General features: G+C 69.9%; 17 protein-coding genes. 5 read left to right on the top strand and 12 right to left on the bottom strand.

Translation table 11 applies throughout. The features are described 5' to 3' along the window. The 4 genes from ABDW35_RS05860 to ABDW35_RS05875 all read right to left on the bottom strand — a co-directional run. Positions 1 to 2040 (bottom strand): xanthine dehydrogenase family protein molybdopterin-binding subunit (locus ABDW35_RS05860; protein ID WP_343712919.1); only part of this gene is annotated, 2040 nt, incomplete at its 3' end. Positions 2041 to 2164: 124 nt separating this feature from the next. Next, positions 2165 to 2875, bottom strand: a complete 711-nt coding sequence (locus ABDW35_RS05865) for a phosphatase PAP2 family protein (protein ID WP_343712920.1) — start codon at positions 2873 to 2875, stop codon at positions 2165 to 2167. Beyond that, positions 2872 to 3333, bottom strand: a complete 462-nt coding sequence (locus tag ABDW35_RS05870; protein WP_343712921.1) for a DNA polymerase III subunit chi — start codon at positions 3331 to 3333, stop codon at positions 2872 to 2874. Before ABDW35_RS05870 ends, ABDW35_RS05865 begins: the two co-directional genes overlap by 4 nt. Next, the gene (locus tag ABDW35_RS05875) at positions 3333 to 4832 is read right to left on the bottom strand and encodes a leucyl aminopeptidase (protein ID WP_343712922.1); all 1500 of its coding nucleotides are present in this window, start codon (positions 4830 to 4832) and stop codon (positions 3333 to 3335) included. Before ABDW35_RS05875 ends, ABDW35_RS05870 begins: the two co-directional genes overlap by 1 nt. 201 nt (positions 4833 to 5033) lie before the next feature. On the opposite strand from ABDW35_RS05875, the gene lptG reads away from it, so the two are divergent. The 3 genes from lptG to rsmA all read left to right on the top strand — a co-directional run bounded on the left by lptG (position 5034) and on the right by rsmA (position 8377). Next, the gene (gene lptG, locus ABDW35_RS05880; protein WP_343712923.1) at positions 5034 to 6128 is read left to right on the top strand and encodes an LPS export ABC transporter permease LptG; all 1095 of its coding nucleotides are present in this window, start codon (positions 5034 to 5036) and stop codon (positions 6126 to 6128) included. Between the two features lie 90 nt (positions 6129 to 6218). Further along, entirely contained in the window at positions 6219 to 7517 is a 1299-nt protein-coding gene (locus ABDW35_RS05885; protein WP_343712924.1) for a peptidylprolyl isomerase, read from the top strand. Further along, on the top strand, positions 7514 to 8377 hold the full coding sequence (gene rsmA / locus ABDW35_RS05890; RefSeq protein ID WP_343712945.1) for a 16S rRNA (adenine(1518)-N(6)/adenine(1519)-N(6))-dimethyltransferase RsmA: 864 nt from the start codon (positions 7514 to 7516) through the stop codon (positions 8375 to 8377). Before ABDW35_RS05885 ends, rsmA begins: the two co-directional genes overlap by 4 nt. Here the strand turns inward: rsmA and gmk are convergent. Both gmk and ABDW35_RS05900 read right to left on the bottom strand, forming a co-directional pair. After that, the gene (gene gmk, locus ABDW35_RS05895; RefSeq protein ID WP_343712925.1) at positions 8374 to 9009 is read right to left on the bottom strand and encodes a guanylate kinase; all 636 of its coding nucleotides are present in this window, start codon (positions 9007 to 9009) and stop codon (positions 8374 to 8376) included. The two genes, rsmA and gmk, sit on opposite strands and share 4 nt — an antisense overlap. Continuing rightward, a complete protein-coding gene (locus ABDW35_RS05900) occupies positions 9006 to 9896 on the bottom strand; it encodes a YicC/YloC family endoribonuclease (RefSeq protein WP_343712926.1) in 891 nt (296 codons plus the stop codon). The genes gmk and ABDW35_RS05900 overlap by 4 nt, the downstream gene beginning before the upstream one ends. 125 nt (positions 9897 to 10021) lie before the next feature. Here ABDW35_RS05900 and ABDW35_RS05905 point away from each other — a divergent pair, with 125 nt between their 5' ends. Continuing rightward, a complete protein-coding gene (locus tag ABDW35_RS05905) occupies positions 10022 to 10780 on the top strand; it encodes an SDR family NAD(P)-dependent oxidoreductase (RefSeq protein ID WP_343712927.1) in 759 nt (252 codons plus the stop codon). Between the two features lie 65 nt (positions 10781 to 10845). Next, positions 10846 to 10974 carry a hypothetical protein gene (locus ABDW35_RS05910; RefSeq protein WP_343712928.1) on the top strand — a complete coding sequence of 43 codons (129 nt, stop codon included), beginning with the start codon at positions 10846 to 10848 and terminating at the stop codon, positions 10972 to 10974. On the opposite strand, the gene pssA is transcribed toward ABDW35_RS05910, so the two are convergent. The 6 genes from pssA to fabG form a co-directional block, all read right to left on the bottom strand. Next, the gene (pssA, locus tag ABDW35_RS05915; protein ID WP_343712929.1) at positions 10956 to 11840 is read right to left on the bottom strand and encodes a CDP-diacylglycerol--serine O-phosphatidyltransferase; all 885 of its coding nucleotides are present in this window, start codon (positions 11838 to 11840) and stop codon (positions 10956 to 10958) included. The genes ABDW35_RS05910 and pssA overlap by 19 nt on opposite strands. Further along, positions 11837 to 12631 carry a phosphatidylserine decarboxylase gene (locus tag ABDW35_RS05920; protein ID WP_343712930.1) on the bottom strand — a complete coding sequence of 265 codons (795 nt, stop codon included), beginning with the start codon at positions 12629 to 12631 and terminating at the stop codon, positions 11837 to 11839. The genes pssA and ABDW35_RS05920 overlap by 4 nt, the downstream gene beginning before the upstream one ends. Further along, positions 12556 to 13581 carry an endolytic transglycosylase MltG gene (gene mltG, locus ABDW35_RS05925; protein WP_343712931.1) on the bottom strand — a complete coding sequence of 342 codons (1026 nt, stop codon included), beginning with the start codon at positions 13579 to 13581 and terminating at the stop codon, positions 12556 to 12558. The genes ABDW35_RS05920 and mltG overlap by 76 nt, the downstream gene beginning before the upstream one ends. A gap of 4 nt (positions 13582 to 13585) precedes the next feature. After that, a complete protein-coding gene (gene fabF / locus ABDW35_RS05930; RefSeq protein WP_343712932.1) occupies positions 13586 to 14848 on the bottom strand; it encodes a beta-ketoacyl-ACP synthase II in 1263 nt (420 codons plus the stop codon). Between the two features lie 45 nt (positions 14849 to 14893). After that, positions 14894 to 15133, bottom strand: coding sequence for an acyl carrier protein (locus tag ABDW35_RS05935; RefSeq protein WP_309799242.1), 240 nt, complete (start codon positions 15131 to 15133; stop codon positions 14894 to 14896). 144 nt (positions 15134 to 15277) lie between these two features. Continuing rightward, the gene (fabG, locus tag ABDW35_RS05940; RefSeq protein WP_343712933.1) at positions 15278 to 16015 is read right to left on the bottom strand and encodes a 3-oxoacyl-[acyl-carrier-protein] reductase; all 738 of its coding nucleotides are present in this window, start codon (positions 16013 to 16015) and stop codon (positions 15278 to 15280) included. Positions 16016 to 16031: the final 16 nt, after the last annotated feature.

Consider the following 16031-nt stretch of genomic DNA (forward strand, 5'->3'; position numbering starts at 1 on the left):
GACCATCCGCTCGCCCAGCGCCTGGCCGATGCCCTGGACCGCGCCGCCGTCGAGCTGGCCGCGCACGATCATCGGGTTGACCACGCGGCCGACATCGTTGGCCGAGACATAGGAGACGATGTCGACGGTGCCGGTCTCAGGATCGACCTCGACTTCGCAGATGTGGCAGCCATTCGGCCAGCTCGGCCCCTTCACCGTGCTGGTGGCGTCGATGAAGATGCGGCGGTCGGGCTGGCGGTCGGCCAGCTCGAACAGGCCGATGCCGCGGTCGGTGCCGGCGATCCGGAACATCCCCTCGGCATATTCGATATCGGCCGCCGCGGCCTCCAGCGCGTCGCCGGCCAGCTCGCGCCCGGTGTCGACCGCGCGCTCGGAGGCGTGGCGGATCGCCGAGCCGGCGGTGAACAGCGACCGCGACCCGGCGCTGCCGAAGCCCTGGCCGCGATCGGTGTCGCCCATGACGATGCGGATCTTTTCGATCGGCACGCCGAAGACATCGACCACCAGCTGGGCGTAGGAGGTGGCGATCCCCTGCCCCATCGGCATGGTCGCGGCATAGACCTCGATGCCGCCGTCGCCGGAGACCTGGACGGTCACCCGCTCCTCGAACACGTTGCCGCCGGTCCATTCCAGGAACGAGGCGAGGCCGCGGCCGCGCAGCTTGCCGCGAGCCCGGGACTCGGCCTCACGAGCGGCGAAGCCATCCCAGTCGGCCAAGTCCACGGCCTGGTCGATGATCGAGCCGAACTTGCCGCTGTCATAGGTCTGCCCCATGGCGTTGGTGTAGGGCATCTGCTCGGGGTGGATGAGGTTGCGGCGCCGGATCTCGACCGGGTCCATGCCCAGCTGCCGCGCCGCGGCGTCGAACAGCCGCTCGATCAGGTAGATCGCCTCCGGCCGCCCGGCGCCGCGATAGGCGCCGGTCGGGGCGGTGTTGGTGAGGATGGCGGTGAACTCGAAATCGATCGGCCGGATGTCATAGATGCTGGTCGACACCCAGGGGCCGATCATCAGCTGGATGATGATGCCGGCCGTGGTGGCATAGGCGCCGACATTGGCATGGGTCCGGATGCGATAGCCGAGGACGCGTCCGGTCTCGTCCAGCGCCAGTTCGGCATGGCTCTCGACGTCACGGCCGTGGGTCGCCGCCAGGAACTCCTCGATCCGGTCCGCCGTCCACTTCACCGGCCGCTGCAGCTTGTGCGCGGTATAGGCGACCAGGATGTCCTCGGCATAGAGGCCGGTCTTCATACCGAAGCCGCCGCCGACATCGTCGACCACCACCCGCACCTTCTCGCGCGGAATGCCCAGCACCGCGTCGCACAGCGTGTCGCGGGCACCGGACGGCATCTGGCTGGACAGGCGCAGCGTCAGCTTGTCGGCCGCGGCGTCGTATTCGGCCTGGGAGCTGCGCGGCTCCATCGGCGTCGGCGCCAGCCGCTGGTTGACGAGATCGAGCGAGACGATATGGGCGGCCGCCCGGAACGCGGCGTCGGTCGCCGCGGCATCGCCATGCCGCATCTGCGCCGCGACGTTGCCGGTCGCCGCTGGCCAGACCTGCGGGGCGTCCGGCGCCGCAGCCTGCGCCAGGCCGGTGACGGCAGGCAGGTCCTCGTACTCGACTACGATGGCGTCGAGCGCGTCCTTCAGCACGGCGCGGCTTTCGGCCACCAGCGCGACCACGGCCTCGCCGACGAAGCGCACCACCTCATGCGCCAGCCCCGGCCGCAGCGGCGAGGCACCGGGCGACCCGTCGGGCCGCTTGAAGATCGGCGCCAGCGGCAGCGGCTTCACCCCGTCGGCGACCAGGTCGGCGCCGGTGACCGCCGCCACCACGCCGGGCATCGCCAGCGCCCCGGATGCATCGATCGACACGATCCGGGCATGGGCGTGCGGCGAGCGCAGGAAGCCGAGATAGGTCTGCCCGGGCAGGGAAATGTCGTCGCTGAACCGACCGGCGCCGGCCAGCAGCCCGGCATCCTCGATCCGCTTCACCTCGCGCCCGCTGCCGAACCGCCCGACCGTCGATCCGTCCGTCATCATTCGTCACCTTGGCTGGGAAACCGTGCGAGTCGCAAACCCGCGGCGGCCTTGGCTGTCATTCTATATGGGCGTGGACGATGCCTGCGCACCGGTCGCCGGACAAAATGGCTACGGCTGCAACTCACCCCGGCTCCCGCCAGCGGATCAGGCCGCGGGTGAAGTCGCGCCAGGCAGCGGCCGTGCGCCAGCGGTCGAACAGCAGGGTGTAGAGCCCGGCGCTGACCAGCAGGATCACGGCGGCGGCGAAGACCACGTCGCTGAAGAAATGCCCGCCCATGCCGATGCGCAGCAGCCCCAGCAGGCCGCCCAGCGCTATCGATCCCCAGAAGATCCGACGGCGGCGCCGCGCCGGCACGACATAGGCCACGCTGTGCACGACGAAGCCGACTGTCGGGTCGCCGGCGACGAAGGAGCAGTTGCGGCCGCACTGGCCGGCCGGGATCAGCGGCGGGGTGAAGACGGCGCTGCCGCCGAAAGCCTCGACCTGCCGTGGCCGGGCCCGGCCCCAATGATCCTTCAGCAGGGCGTTGGCGACCAGGCCGGGTCCGATCGCCAACGCCAGCGCCAGGAAGGTCCAGCGCCGCGCGTCGAGGCCGAGCCACCGCCGCTCCGCCAGCCAGGTCCACAGCGCCGCGAGCAGAAGCAGCACGGCGGCGGCGCGAACCAGGATCTGCACCAGCTCGTGGATCGCCTCCGCCAGTGGCGCGCCGTCCCAGGCGAAGCCGCGTCCCGCGTCGTAGAACCAGCCCGAGATGACGAGGTCGATCCCGGGCACCAGCACCAGCAGGGCACAGACCGCGACCGCGCTCCACAGCGCGACGCGCGGCGTCACCCGCCCACCCGCTGCTTCTCGCTCCAGGCCCCGCCCTCGTCCTGCTGGTAATAGACCAGGGTGTGGCCGGCATCGCGGAACCGCTTCCAGCGGCCGCGGGCGGCCTGCACCGCCTCCGCATCGTTGCCGTCGAACAGGTCGCAGACCGTCGGGAAGGCGCCACCGCCATCCGAATCTGCGCCGTCGCCCAGGAACAGCACCTGGGCGCCGTTCGGGTTTTCGACCTGGTCGCTGATCCAGACCGGCTGCTCCTCGGCGAAGCCGTCGCGCTTGGTGCCGTGCGGCAGGAAGCCTTCCTTGGAATAGGTCCAGAGATGGCTGGCCAGGCTCTCCGCCCGCTCCTCGGAGCCGACGCAGACCACCGCCTTCCAGCCGCGCTGCAGCGTCCGGTCGAGCAGCACCGGCAGGGTCTGCTCGAACGTCCGCGCGGTCAGGTGATAGAACCGGATCTCGGCCATCAGCCTTCGTAATTGTCGGTCACGAACCGCTCCAGCAGGCGCACGCCGAAGGCGGTGGCGCCCTTCGGCACGGTCGGCGTGTCCTTGCCGGACCAGGTGGTGCCGGCGATGTCCAAATGCGCCCAGGGCACCTTGTTGACGAAGCGCTGCAGGAACTGCGCGCCAATGATCGACCCGGCGTCGCGGCTGCCGGTGATGTTCTTCATGTCGGCAATGTCGCTGTCGATCTGCTTGTCATAGGCGTCGCCCAGCGGCAGGCGCCACAGCTTCTCCTCGACCGCCTTGCCGGCCGCCGCCAGCTTCTCGGCTAGCGCATCGTCGTTCGAGAACAGGCCGGCATGGTCAGTGCCCAGCGCGATGATCACCGCGCCGGTCAGGGTGGCCAGGTTGACCATTGCCTTCGGCTTGAACCGGTCCTGCGTGTACCAGAGCGCGTCGGCCAGGACGAGCCGGCCTTCGGCATCGGTGTTCCAGACCTCGATGGTCTGGCCGGACATCGAGGTGACGATGTCGCCCGGCCGCTGTGCGTCGCCCGACGGCATGTTCTCGACCAGGCCGAGCACGCCGACGGCGTTGACCTTGGCCTTGCGCAGGGCCAGCGCCTTGAACAGGCCGGTGACGACGCCGGCGCCGCCCATGTCCCACTTCATGTCCCACATGCCCTGGCCGGGCTTCAGCGAGATGCCGCCGGTGTCGAAGGTGACGCCCTTGCCGACGAAGGCGACCGGCGCTTCGCCCTTGCGCTTGCCGCCTGCGCCCTTCCACTGCAGCACCACCAGCTGGCTCTCGCGCGCCGAGCCCTGGCCGACGCCGAGCAGCGCGCCCATGCCGAGCTTGCGCATCTGCTTCTCGCCCAGGATCTCGACCTCGACGCCGAGCTCCTCCAGCTCCTTGGCCTTGGCGGCGAAGCTCTCCGGATACAGGATGTTGGCCGGCTCGGAGACCAGCTCGCGGGTTAGGAACACGCCCTGGGCGACCGCGTCGGCGCGGGCGAAGGCCTTCTTCGCCGCCGCGGCGTCGCTGGTCTGGATGACCAGGGCTTTCAGGCTCGGCTTCGCCTCCGCCTTCTCCTTGGTGCGGTAGCGCTCGAAACGCCAAGCCCGCAGCCGGGCGCCGAAGGCGAACTCGGCCGCCGCCGCGCCCGCGCCCTGGCCGGCCAGGACGATGCCCTCGAACTGCGCCGTGGCGGATCCGACGCCGGCATGGTTCAGCAGCGCGGCGACCGCGCCGCCCGCCCGCTGCAGCCGGACCGCATCGACATCCTCCGGCTTGCCGAGGCCGAACAGCACGATCTGGTCGAAGCCGGCGACGCCGTACAGCGCCAGCGTCTCGTCGCGCCCGCCCTTGAACTTCGGCGCGGCCTTCACCGCGCGGGCCAAGGCGCCCTTCGAGCGCCGGTCGACCGCGGCGGCCGCATTCGACAGCACGCCGTCGGCGAACACACCGAGCACCAGGGCGCCGGCTTCCACGGAAGCGGGCGGGGCGAAGGAGATCTGCATCTTGTCGTCTTCCGGGCGATTTCCGATGACCCGCGGCCGAGGCGGCGGAACCCGCACCGTAACAGCGGGTTTCACAATCGTCACCCGGCGAAAACAGCCCGCCGAGCCGGCTGCGACCTCCTTGGTGGTCGCCGCGGCGCTCCGTCTGATGTAGAAGATCCGCCCGACCCGATCCCTCGGCACTGCAGGCCAGCCGCCCCGATGCTCCGTTCCCCCACCCTCTACGCCTATATCGTGCGGCAGTTCCTGTTCTGGTTCCTGGCCGTGCTTCTGGTGCTGAGCAGCGTGATCGCGGTGTTCGAGTTCGTCGAATATGTGCGCCAGGTCAGTTCGATCCCCGATCTGCCGGTCAGCCTGGCCTTCACCCTGGCCGCGTTCAAGCTGCCCAGCGATGTCGAGATCCTGTTCCACTTCGCCGTGCTGATCGCGGCGATGGTGACCTTCTGGCGGATGACCCGCAGCCGCGAGCTGGTGGTCGCCCGCGCCGCCGGCCTGTCGGCCTGGCAGTTCCTGGCGCCGGTGATCGCCGCGGCGATGGTGCTCGGCGTCGTGAAGATCACCGTGGTCAACCCGATCTCGGCGGCGATGTACAGCCGCTTCGAGCGGCTGGATCTCGACTTCCTTGGCGGCACCGGCGACGTGATGAAGGTGGCCAAGACCGGCTTCTGGCTGCGCCAGAAGGATGAGGGCGGGATCGTCGTCATCCATGCCGAGAAGGTGAGCGGCAACGGCGACGAGCTGCAGAACGCGATGTTCCTGCTGCTGAACCCGGACGAGACCTATCGCGGCCGGATCGACGCCGCCGACGCTCAGTTGCAGGACGGCAAATGGGTGATCAACGACGCCTGGGTGATGGAGGGCGATCAGCCGGCCAAGCATGCCGACACCACCTCGATTCCCAGCAATCTGAGCCGGAACAGCATCCAGGAACGCTTCGCCTCGCAGCAGACCATCTCCTTCTGGGATCTGCCGGACTATATCCGCAACCTCGAGGCCACTGGCTTCTCCTCGACCCGCTACCGCATCGCCTATCAGTCGCTGCTGTCGCAGCCCCTGCTGATGGCGGCGATGATCCTGGTCGCCGCGGCCTTCAGCCTGCGGCCCGGCCGGCGGGTCGACACCGTGCTGATGATCGTCGGCGCCATCGTCACCGGCTTTTCGATCTTCGTGCTCGGCGACATCGTGGCCGCGCTCGGCCGGCAGGGGTCGCTGCCGGTGCCGATGGCGGCCTGGGCCACCTCCGGCGTCGCCCTGATGTTCGGCGTCGCCGTGCTGCTCCATCTCGAGGATGGCTGAGCCCGTCATGGACCCGGCCGCTTTTGCCTTGAGTCGGCCAAAGTCACGTGCTGTATCTGCGCCTTTCAACAGCGAGGCCGTGTCGCCCTCATGATCCGTCGTCTGTCGGCCCCGATCGTCGCCCTGGTCCTGGCCATCACTTTCTTCGCCGCCCCCTCCGCGATGGCGCAGACGCGCCCTGTCCCGGCGCCCGCCGTCGGCACCATCGCCGCGGTGGTCAATGACGATGCGATCACCGTGGCCGACCTGCAGATGCGCCTGCGGCTGGCATTGATGAGCAGCGGCCTGCCGGCGACCCCGGACAACCAGCAGCGAATGCTGCCCCAGGTGCTGCGCCTGCTGATCGACGAGAAGCTGCAGGGCCAGGAGGCCAAGCGCGCCGGCATCGGCGTGCCGCCCCAGGATGTGGACAAGGCGCTGGCAGCGATCGCCGGCCAGAACCACATGAGCACGCAGCAACTGTTCGGCATGCTGAAGGGCACCGGGGTGCCGCAGGCGGCGCTGGAGGACCAGGTGCGGGCCCAGCTGGCCTGGCGCCAGCTGGTGCAGCGCCGCTTTATCTCCCAGATCGAAGTCTCGGACACCCAGGTCGACGAGGTGGTGGAGCGGCTGAAGGCGAACCAGGGCAAGCCGCAATATCTCGTCGCCTCGATCTTCCTCGCGGTCGACCAGGATGCCGGCGAGGCCCAGGTCAAGGCCCTGGCCGACCGGCTGGTCTCGGAAATCCGTCGTGGCGCCCCCTTCCCGGCCGTGGCGCGCCAGTTCAGCCAGGCCGCGGGCGCACAGAGCGGCGGCGACATGGGCTGGGTCCTGGCCGGCCAGCTCGAGCCTGCGCTGGACCAGGTGCTCGGCACCATGCAGCAAGGCCAGGTGTCGGACCCGATCCGCACCCTCGGCGGCTACAACATCCTGCTGCTGCGCGACAAGCGGACGGTCAACGCCGCCACCGCGACCGGCGTCAAGGTCCGCCTCAATCAGATCGTCGTCCCGGTCCCGCCGACGGCGCCGCCCAACCGGGTGCAGACCGTGGTGGCGCAGATGCGCAACGACTTCAACGGGGTGAATGGCTGCGAAGCCTTCCGGGCCAAGGCCAAGGAACTGGGCGTGACCGCCAACCCGGATCTGGGTGACGTGCTGCTCAGCCGCCTGCCCGACGGGATGCGCCAGATTGCCAGCGCCCTGCCCGACGGCCAGGTCAGCACGCCCATCCGGGGCCCGGACGGCGTCGCTGTGATGATGATCTGCTCACGCCAGGATGCCGGCGGCGACGGTGTCGATCGCGACCAGATCCGCAGCGGCCTGGCCGAGCAGAAGCTGGACATGATGCAGCGCCGGCTGCTGCGCGACCTGCGCGGCAACGCCTATATCGACATCCGGCTGGGCCGCTGACCCTGTCCGGAGACGCCGTCCGCGACGCGATCGCCGCCCTGCCGCCGCTGCGCGACGTGATCGCGCGGTACGACCTGGCGGCGAAGAAGTCGCTCGGCCAGAACTTCCTGCTCGACCTCAACGTCACCGCTCGGATCGTCCGCGAAGCCGGCGACCTGGCCGGTGCGCATGTGGTCGAGATCGGGCCGGGCCCCGGCGGCCTGACCCGCGCATTGCTGGCCTCCGATGCCGAGAGCGTGACCGTGGTCGAGCGTGACCGCCGCTTCCGCCCGGCGCTGGAGGAGCTGGCGGCGGTGGCCGGCGACCGGCTGCGGATCGTCGAGGCCGACGCGCTGAAGACCAACATCCCGGCGCTGGTGCCGGCGCCGCGCGCCGTTATCGCCAACCTGCCCTACAACGTGGCGACGCCGCTGCTGGTCGGCTGGCTGCGCCGGATCGACGAGTTCCGGTCGCTGACGCTGATGTTCCAGAAGGAAGTGGCGGACCGGCTGGTGGCTGAACCGAGCAGCGGCGCCTATGGCAGGCTGTCGGTGATCGCCCAGTGGCGGGCCGAGGTCGACCCGCTGCTGACCCTGCCGGCCCGCGCCTTCACACCGCCGCCCAAGGTCGACTCGACCGTGGTGCAGCTGCGTCCCCGGCAGGGCCGCGAGGATGTGCCGTTCGCGGTCATGGAGACGGTGACGGCCGCCGCCTTCGGCCAGCGCCGGAAGATGCTGCGCGCCAGCCTGCGCAGCCTGGGCGAGGCCGAGGCGCTGCTTGCGGAGGCCGGCCTGCCGCCAACCGCGCGGGCCGAGGAGATCGACATCGCCGGCTTCGTCCGCCTGGCGCAGGCCGTGGCGGCCCGCCCGCCGAAAGGCTAAAGCTTCTCCTGCAGCGCGCGGACGAAGTCCGGCAGGCCGGTCTGGCGGCTGCGGCGCAGCCGCTCCGCCGCCAGGATCGCCTGGACCTGGGCGATGCTGGCGTCGAGATCCCGGTTGACGATGACGTAGTCGTATTCCGGCCAGTGGCTCATCTCGTCCGCGGCCTTGGCCATCCGGCCGGCGATCACCGCGTCGCTGTCCTGGGCGCGGGCGCGCAGCCGGTGCTCCAGCGCCTCCACCGTCGGCGGCAGCACGAAGACGCTGACCAGGTCGGTCCGCGCCTTCTGCGCCAGCTGCTGCGTGCCCTGCCAGTCGATGTCGAAGATCACGTCGCGGCCGGCTGCCAGCGCCGCCTCGACCGGGGCGCGCGGCGTGCCGTAGCCGTTGCCGAAGACCTTGGCGTGCTCGAACAGCTCGTCCTTCGCAACCATGGCGTCGTACACCGCCTGGTCGATGAAATGGTAATGCGTGCCGTCGATCTCGCCCGGCCGCTGGGCGCGGGTGGTGACCGAGACCGAGATGGTCAGGTTCGGATCCTGCGCCAGCACGGCCCGGGTGATCGAGGTCTTTCCAGCCCCCGAGGGCGAGGACAGGACGAGCATGAGCCCGCGTCGGACGATGTCGGTGGTCATTCGATGTTCTGGATCTGCTCGCGGAACTGCTCGATCACGGCCTTGAGGTCGAGGCCGATCCGGGTCAGCGCCACATCCGCCGCCTTCGAGCACAGCGTGTTGGCCTCCCGGTTGAACTCCTGGCACAGAAAGTCGAGCCGGCGCCCGACGCCGCTGCCGGCGGCGAGCAGGCCGCGGGCCTGGCCGATATGGGCGTCGAGGCGGTCGAGCTCCTCGCGCACGTCGCTGCGGCCGACCAGCAGCGCCACCTCCTGCGCCAGCCGGTCCTCGGCCAGCGGCGGCCGCGCCTCCAGCAACAGGTCGAGCTGGGCCTTGAGCCGCGCCTTCAGCGCCTCCGGCTGGGCTGCGGCGCAAGCCCTGGCCTGGCCGACGAGGCCGGCGATCTGGTCGATCTGCGCGGCCAGGACGTCGTGCAGGCGGCCGCCCTCCTCAAGCCGCGCCGCCAGCAGCTCGTCCAGCAGCGGCGCGATCGCGGCCCCGGCCTCGGCCTCGACGGCGGCATTCAGCTCGGCCGAGGCGGTGTCGCCGCTCTCGACGACGCCGCGGACGGCGAGCAGGGCGTCGACCTGGACCGGCGTGGTGTCGCCGTTGACCTCGCGCACCAGCGCGATCAGCTGGTCCAGCACCTCGCGGTTGATGCGCAGCTGCGGCGCCGTCTCGCTGCGGCCGATCGACAGGTTGAGGGTGACGTTGCCGCGGCGGAGGCGCTTGGCCAGCTCGACCCGCGCCGCCGCCTCCAGCCGCTCGAAGCCGGCCGGGCTGCGCAGGCGGAGGTCGAGCGACTTGCCGTTGACGCTGCGCGCCTCCCACACCCAGGAGATGCCGCCGACGCCGCCCTCCCTGCGGGCAAAGCCGGTCATGCTGGAAAGCTGGGCCGAGGCGGTCATATCCTGAGTCATAGCGGGCTTATAGCGGTCGCCCGGATGGGTCGCCATAAGGAAACGTCCATTTTCGTGGGCTGATTGCTTTCCCGCCGATAGGACATATCCAGGTTCGATCATAGGAGAACGCCATGGCGGCGCCGGCCGCGATCCTGATCACCGGCGCCTCGAGCGGCCTCGGCACCGCATTGGCGAAGGCCTATGCCGCACCCGGCGTGCGGTTGGTGCTGTTCGGTCGTGACGCGGCCCGTCTGGAGGCGATGGCCAGGGACGTCCGGGCCCGCGGCGCCACGGCAGAGACGGTGGAGGCCGATGTCACCGACCAGGCGGCGATGGCGGCCGCCGTGACCGCGGCTGACGATGCCGGGCCGCTCGACTTGGTCATCGCCAATGCCGGCGTGGCCCCTGGCAGCGCCGAGGGCACCGACGCGGCGGCGAAGGGCCGCCGGATCCTGGCGGTCAATCTCGACGGCGTGCTCAACACCATCGACCCGATCCGGCCGCGCATGGCGGCGCGCGGTACCGGACAGATCGCGCTGATGAGCTCCCTGGCCGGGTTCCACGGCTTTCCCGGCATGGGGCCCTACACCGCCTCGAAGGCCGCGGTGCGGGTGTATGGCGAGGCGCTGAGGGTCGAGCTGCGATCACGCGGCGTGCGGGTCTCGGTGATCTGCCCCGGCTTCATCCGCACGCCGATGACCGACGGCGCCGCATTCCCGATGCCGATGATGATGGAGGTCGACTCTGCGGCGGCGGTGATCCGGCGTGGGCTGCAGCGTGGCCGGCCGCTGATCGCCTTCCCTTGGCCGATCCATCTCGGCACCAGGGTCCTGGCCGCCCTGCCCGCCAGCTGGGCCGATGCCCTGATCCGCCGCGTCATCCGGGTGTGACTGCCGTCACGGTGCGTTCACGCCGGACCGGGCATGGTGTGCTCGCGAATTGCGAGAGCACGACCATGCATCTGATTCATGACGACGACGATACCGACAGCCCGTTCGACCTGATCCGTGAGATCGTGACCATCGTCGGCTGGGTGGCGACGACCTTCGCCCTGCTGCTGGTGGCCTACGCCGCGTTCGGCTGATCCGGCCGGTCCGGAGGCGGCTGGGCCGGTACGGCAGCCGGCGCCGCCTCCTCCTCGTCCAGCTCCCCCATCATCAGCGCCGCCTGGCGCTTGAGATGGGCGTAGCGCCGGACGCTGAAGAACATGCTGCCGACATAGATCAGGCCGAGCGCGACCAGCGTCGGCCATGTGGCGGTGACCAGCAGCGTGGCCACCAGCCCGACCCCGACCAGCACCGGCACGATGAATTCCTGCGGGATCCGCACCACCTTCATCGAGAAGGTCGGGATCCGGCTGACCAGCAGCAACGCCACGAACACGGTCCACAGCCCGACCAGCAGCGGCGCCGCCCAGAACCCGGACGAGAACTCGAAGCTGATCATCAGCGGCATCAGGATCAGCATGGCGCCCGCGGGCACCGGCACGCCGGTGAAGTAGTTGTAGGCGAAGGGCGGCAGAGTGGTGTCGTCCAGCGCCGTATTGAAGCGCGCCAGGCGCAGCGCAGCGCAGACGGCATAGGCCATCACCGCCACCCAGCCCAGGCTGCCGGCATCCTGCATCATCCACAGATAGAGGATGATCGCCGGGCTGACGCCGAAGCTGACGATGTCGGCCAGGCTGTCCAGTTCCGCCCCGAACTTGCTCGACCCGCGCAGCAGCCGGGCGACACGGCCGTCGAGGCCGTCCAGCACCGCCGCGACCAGGATCGCAGTCACCGCCTGCTCCCACCGCTCATGCACGGCGTAGCGGATGCCGGTCAGGCCGGCGCACAGTGCCAGCGTGGTCAGGATGTTCGGCAGCAGCCGGTTGATCGTCAGGCCGCGGATGCGGACGACCGGGCGGCGGCGGAACGGCCGCCGGCGCTGGCGATGCTCGGGCCTCATCATCGGGCGATGGCCACCGGATTGGCGACCGTGACGGCGGCCAGGTCGGCCAGAACGGTCTCGCCGCCGATCATGGTCTGGCCGACCGAAACCAGCGGCTCGACCCCGTCCGGCAGGTAGATGTCGGTGCGGCTGCCGAAGCGGATCAGGCCGTAGGTTTCGCCCGCCACCACCGGCTGGCCGGGCGACAGGTCGCAGATGATCCGCCGGGCCACCAGCCCCGCGATCTGGACGAACACCATGATCCGTCCGTCCGGCAGACGCAGCGAGACGGCGCAGCGCTCATTCTCCTCGCTGGCCTTCTCCAGATTGGCGTTCAGGTACTTGCCCGGGCGGTACTTCACGTCGATCACCGCGCCGTCGGCCGGCACCCGGTTCACATGCACGTTGAAGACGTTGAGGAAGATGCTGATCCGGGTCAGCGGCCGGTTGCCGAGGCCGAGCTCCGCCGGCGGCACCGCCTGCACCACCATCTGCACCACGCCGTCGGCCGGCGCCACCACCAGGTCGGGCCGGTTCGGCGTCACCCGCGGCGGATGGCGGAAGAAGTAGATGCACCAGGCGGTGGCCAGCACGCCGAGCCAGCCCAGCGGCTCCCAGATCATGAACAGAATCACGGTGACCACGGCGAAGACGCCGATGAACGGGTAGCCGGCCGGATGAATCGGCACCAGGACCCCGCGGATCGTGTGCAGAAGATGGGGGTCAGCTCTACCGTTCAAGGCGTCGTGTCTCCGGTATCCGGGGCCGTGTTGCCGGGAGTCGGCGGGGCGGCCTGCCGTCGCTTCTGCCATTCGGCGACGTTGCGATTGTGCTCCTCGAGCGTCCGGGCGAAGACATGCCCGCCGGACCCGTCGGCTACAAAGTAATAATAGTCCGTAACCGCCGGCTTGAGCACTGCGGCAAGTGCGTCGCGCCCGGGATTGGCGATCGGCCCGGGCGGCAGGCCGACCACGAGATAGGTGTTGTAGGGCGACTCCAGCTTCCAGTCGGCCCGGGTCAGCGCCCGGCCGAGCGGCTTCTTGCCCTGGGTCAGGGCGTAGATCACCGTCGGGTCCGCCTGCAGCGGCATGCCGGCCTGCAGCCGGTTCAGGAACACGCTGGCGACCACCGGCCGCTCGGCCGGCACGCCGGTCTCCTTCTCCACGATCGAGGCCATGGTGACGGCCTCCTGCGGCGATTTGAACGGCAGGCCGTTGCTCCGCCTGGCCCACAGCGAATCGAGCGCCTCCCGCATCGCCTTGCGCATGCGCTCGACCATGGCCGCGCGGGTGTCGCCGCGGATGAACTGGTAGGTCTCCGGCAGCAGCGAGCCTTCGGCCGGGACGTCCCCGATCTCGCCGGTCAGGAGCGGCTCGGCCTGGATCAGGGCCGCGATCTCGGCGGAGGTCAGCCCTTCCGGAATGGTGATCTTGTGCGAGACGTTGCTGCCGCGGGCCAGCAGGTCGGCCGCGTCGGCCGGCGAGATTCCGGCCGGAAAGGCGTATTCACCGGCCTTCAGGCTGCGATCGCCGCCCTCCAGCGCCGTGCCCGCCAGGAACACCCAGCGGTTCTGGATCACGCCCGCCGCCTCGAGCTGCGCCGCGATCGCGGTCAGGCCGCTGCCGCGCTCGACGACCAGCGTCGCCGGAGCTGTGAGCGGCCCCGGCGCGCGGTAGGAATGAAGGAACCAGGCGACACCGCCGCCGATGACGGCCGCCAGGACCACCAGGAAGACGAGCGCGCGGGCAAGGGCCCGAAGCATGCCCTCAGAGGTACTCGCGGAAGACCAGCGACGCGTTGGTCCCGCCAAATCCGAAGCTGTTCGACAGCGCGGCGCGCACCGGCCGCTCCTTCGCCTGCTTCGGCACCAGGTCGACGCCGAGGCAGCTGTCCGACGGGTCCTCGAGATTCAGCGTCGGCGGCACCACGTCGTGGTTGACCGCCAGCACCGAGTAGATCGCCTCGACCGCGCCGGCCGCGCCGAGCAGATGCCCGATCGCCGACTTGGTCGAGGACATCGACACGGTCTCGATCGCGTTGCCGAACAGGCGCTTGACCGCGCCGAGCTCGATCTCGTCGCCCAGCGGCGTCGAGGTGCCGTGGGCGTTGACGTAGTCGATGTCCGACGGGGCCAGCCCGGCTCGCTTCAGCGCGGCCGACATCGCCCGGAAGCCGCCATTGCCGTCTTCCGGCGGGGCGGTGATGTGATGGGCGTCACCCGACAGGCCGTAGCCCACCACTTCGGCATAGATCGTCGCGCCGCGGGCCTTGGCGTGCTCCAGCTCCTCGAGCACGACCACGCCCGCGCCCTCGCCCATGACGAAGCCGTCGCGGCCCTTGTCATAGGGGCGAGAGGCCCGGTCGGGGGTCTCGTTGTAGCCGGTGGACAGCGCCCGGGCCGCGGCGAAGCCGGCAAGCCCGAGCCGGCACACCGCCGCCTCGGCCCCGCCCGCCACCATGACGTCGGCATCGTCCCACATGATCAGCCGCGCCGCGTCGCCGATCGCGTGCGCGCCGGTCGAGCAGGCCGTGACCACGGCATGGTTCGGACCGCGGAAGCCGTGCTGGATCGAGACCTGGCCGGAGGCCAGGTTGATCAGCGCCGCCGGGATGAAGAAGGGAGAGATCCGGCGGGGTCCCTTCTCCTCCAACGTCAGCGAGCCCTCGGCGATCCATTGCAGGCCGCCGATGCCCGAGCCGATCATGACGCCGGTGCGGTCGCGCGCCTCGTCGGTCGGCGGCACCCATCCCGAATTCGCGATCGCCTCGTTGGCCGCGGCGATCGCGTAGTGGATGAAGACGTCGTTCTTGCGCTGGTCCTTGGGCGGAACCGCGCTGTCGGCATCGAAATCACCCGGGCCGGTGCCGCGCGGCACCATGCCCGCGATCCGCGCCGGCAGATCCGAGACGTCGAAGGTCGAGATCGCCCCGATTCCGGACTTGCCCGCGATCAGCCGATCCCAATTGGTCTTCACACCGGCACCGAGAGGCGTGACCATCCCCATGCCGGTGATTACGACACGTCGCATCATTTCATCCGGTTCTGCGGCGGAACGTGTGACACGGGCCTGCGATCAGCCGGCCGAATGCTGCTCGATGAAGCTGATCGCGTCCTTCACGGTGAGGATCTTCTCGGCCGCGTCGTCCGGAATCTCGCAGCCGAACTCCTCCTCGAACGCCATGACCAGCTCGACGGTGTCGAGGCTGTCGGCGCCCAGATCGTCGATGAAGCTGGCCGACTCAGTGACCTTGCCTTCTTCGACGCCGAGATGCTCGACGACGATCTTCTTAACGCGCTCGGCGATGTCGCTCATTCGTTCTACCTTTCAAGAGAGCGGAACGGGGCTGTATTCCGCAGTGCTGAACCCCCGCACGAGTGACCGCCCCGTAACCCGCGGTCACATAACACACCTGATCGAACATGGCCAAGCATCTGGCCATGTCCACCCCAGGCAACCTCAAACCATCGCCATCCCGCCATTGACGTGGATGGTCTGGCCGGTGACATAGGCCGCCTCGTTGCTGGCCAGATACAGGACCGCCGCGGCGATCTCGGCCGGGTCGCCCATCCGCGCCATCGGAATGGTGGCGGCGATGCGCGCCTTCTGCTCGTCGTTCAGCGCGTCCGTCATGGCGCTGGTGACGAAGCCGGGGGCGACGCAGTTGACGGTGATGCCGCGGCTCGCGACCTCCTGGGCCAGGGCCTTGGTCATGCCGGTCAGGCCGGCCTTGGACGCCGCATAGTTCGCCTGGCCCGGATTGCCGGTCTGGCCGACGATCGAGGTGATCGACACGATCCGGCCCCAGCGCTTCTTCATCATGCCGCGCAGCGCCGCGCGCGCCAGGCGGAAGCCGGACACCAGGTTGACGTTGAGGACGGTCTCGAAATCCTCGTCCTTCATCCGCATCGCCAGGCCGTCGCGGGTCAGGCCGGCATTGTTGACCAGGATGTCGATGCCGCCGGTCGCCGCCTCGGCCGCCTTGGCCACCGATTCGGCGCCCTCGGCGGTCGACAGGTCGCCCGGAGTCACGTGGGCCCGCTCGCCCAGCTCACGGGCCAGCGCCTCCAGCTTCTCGACCTTGGTGCCAGACAGCGCGACAGTGGCGCCCTGGGCGTGCAGCAGGGTGGCGATGGCGCGGCCGATGTCGCCCGAAGCGCCGGTGACGAGCGCGGACTTGCCGTTCAGATCGAACATGCTCTCTATCCCTTGT

The sequence above is a fragment of the Inquilinus sp. genome (genome assembly GCF_039594555.1).
Lineage (GTDB): Bacteria > Pseudomonadota > Alphaproteobacteria > DSM-16000 > Inquilinaceae > Inquilinus.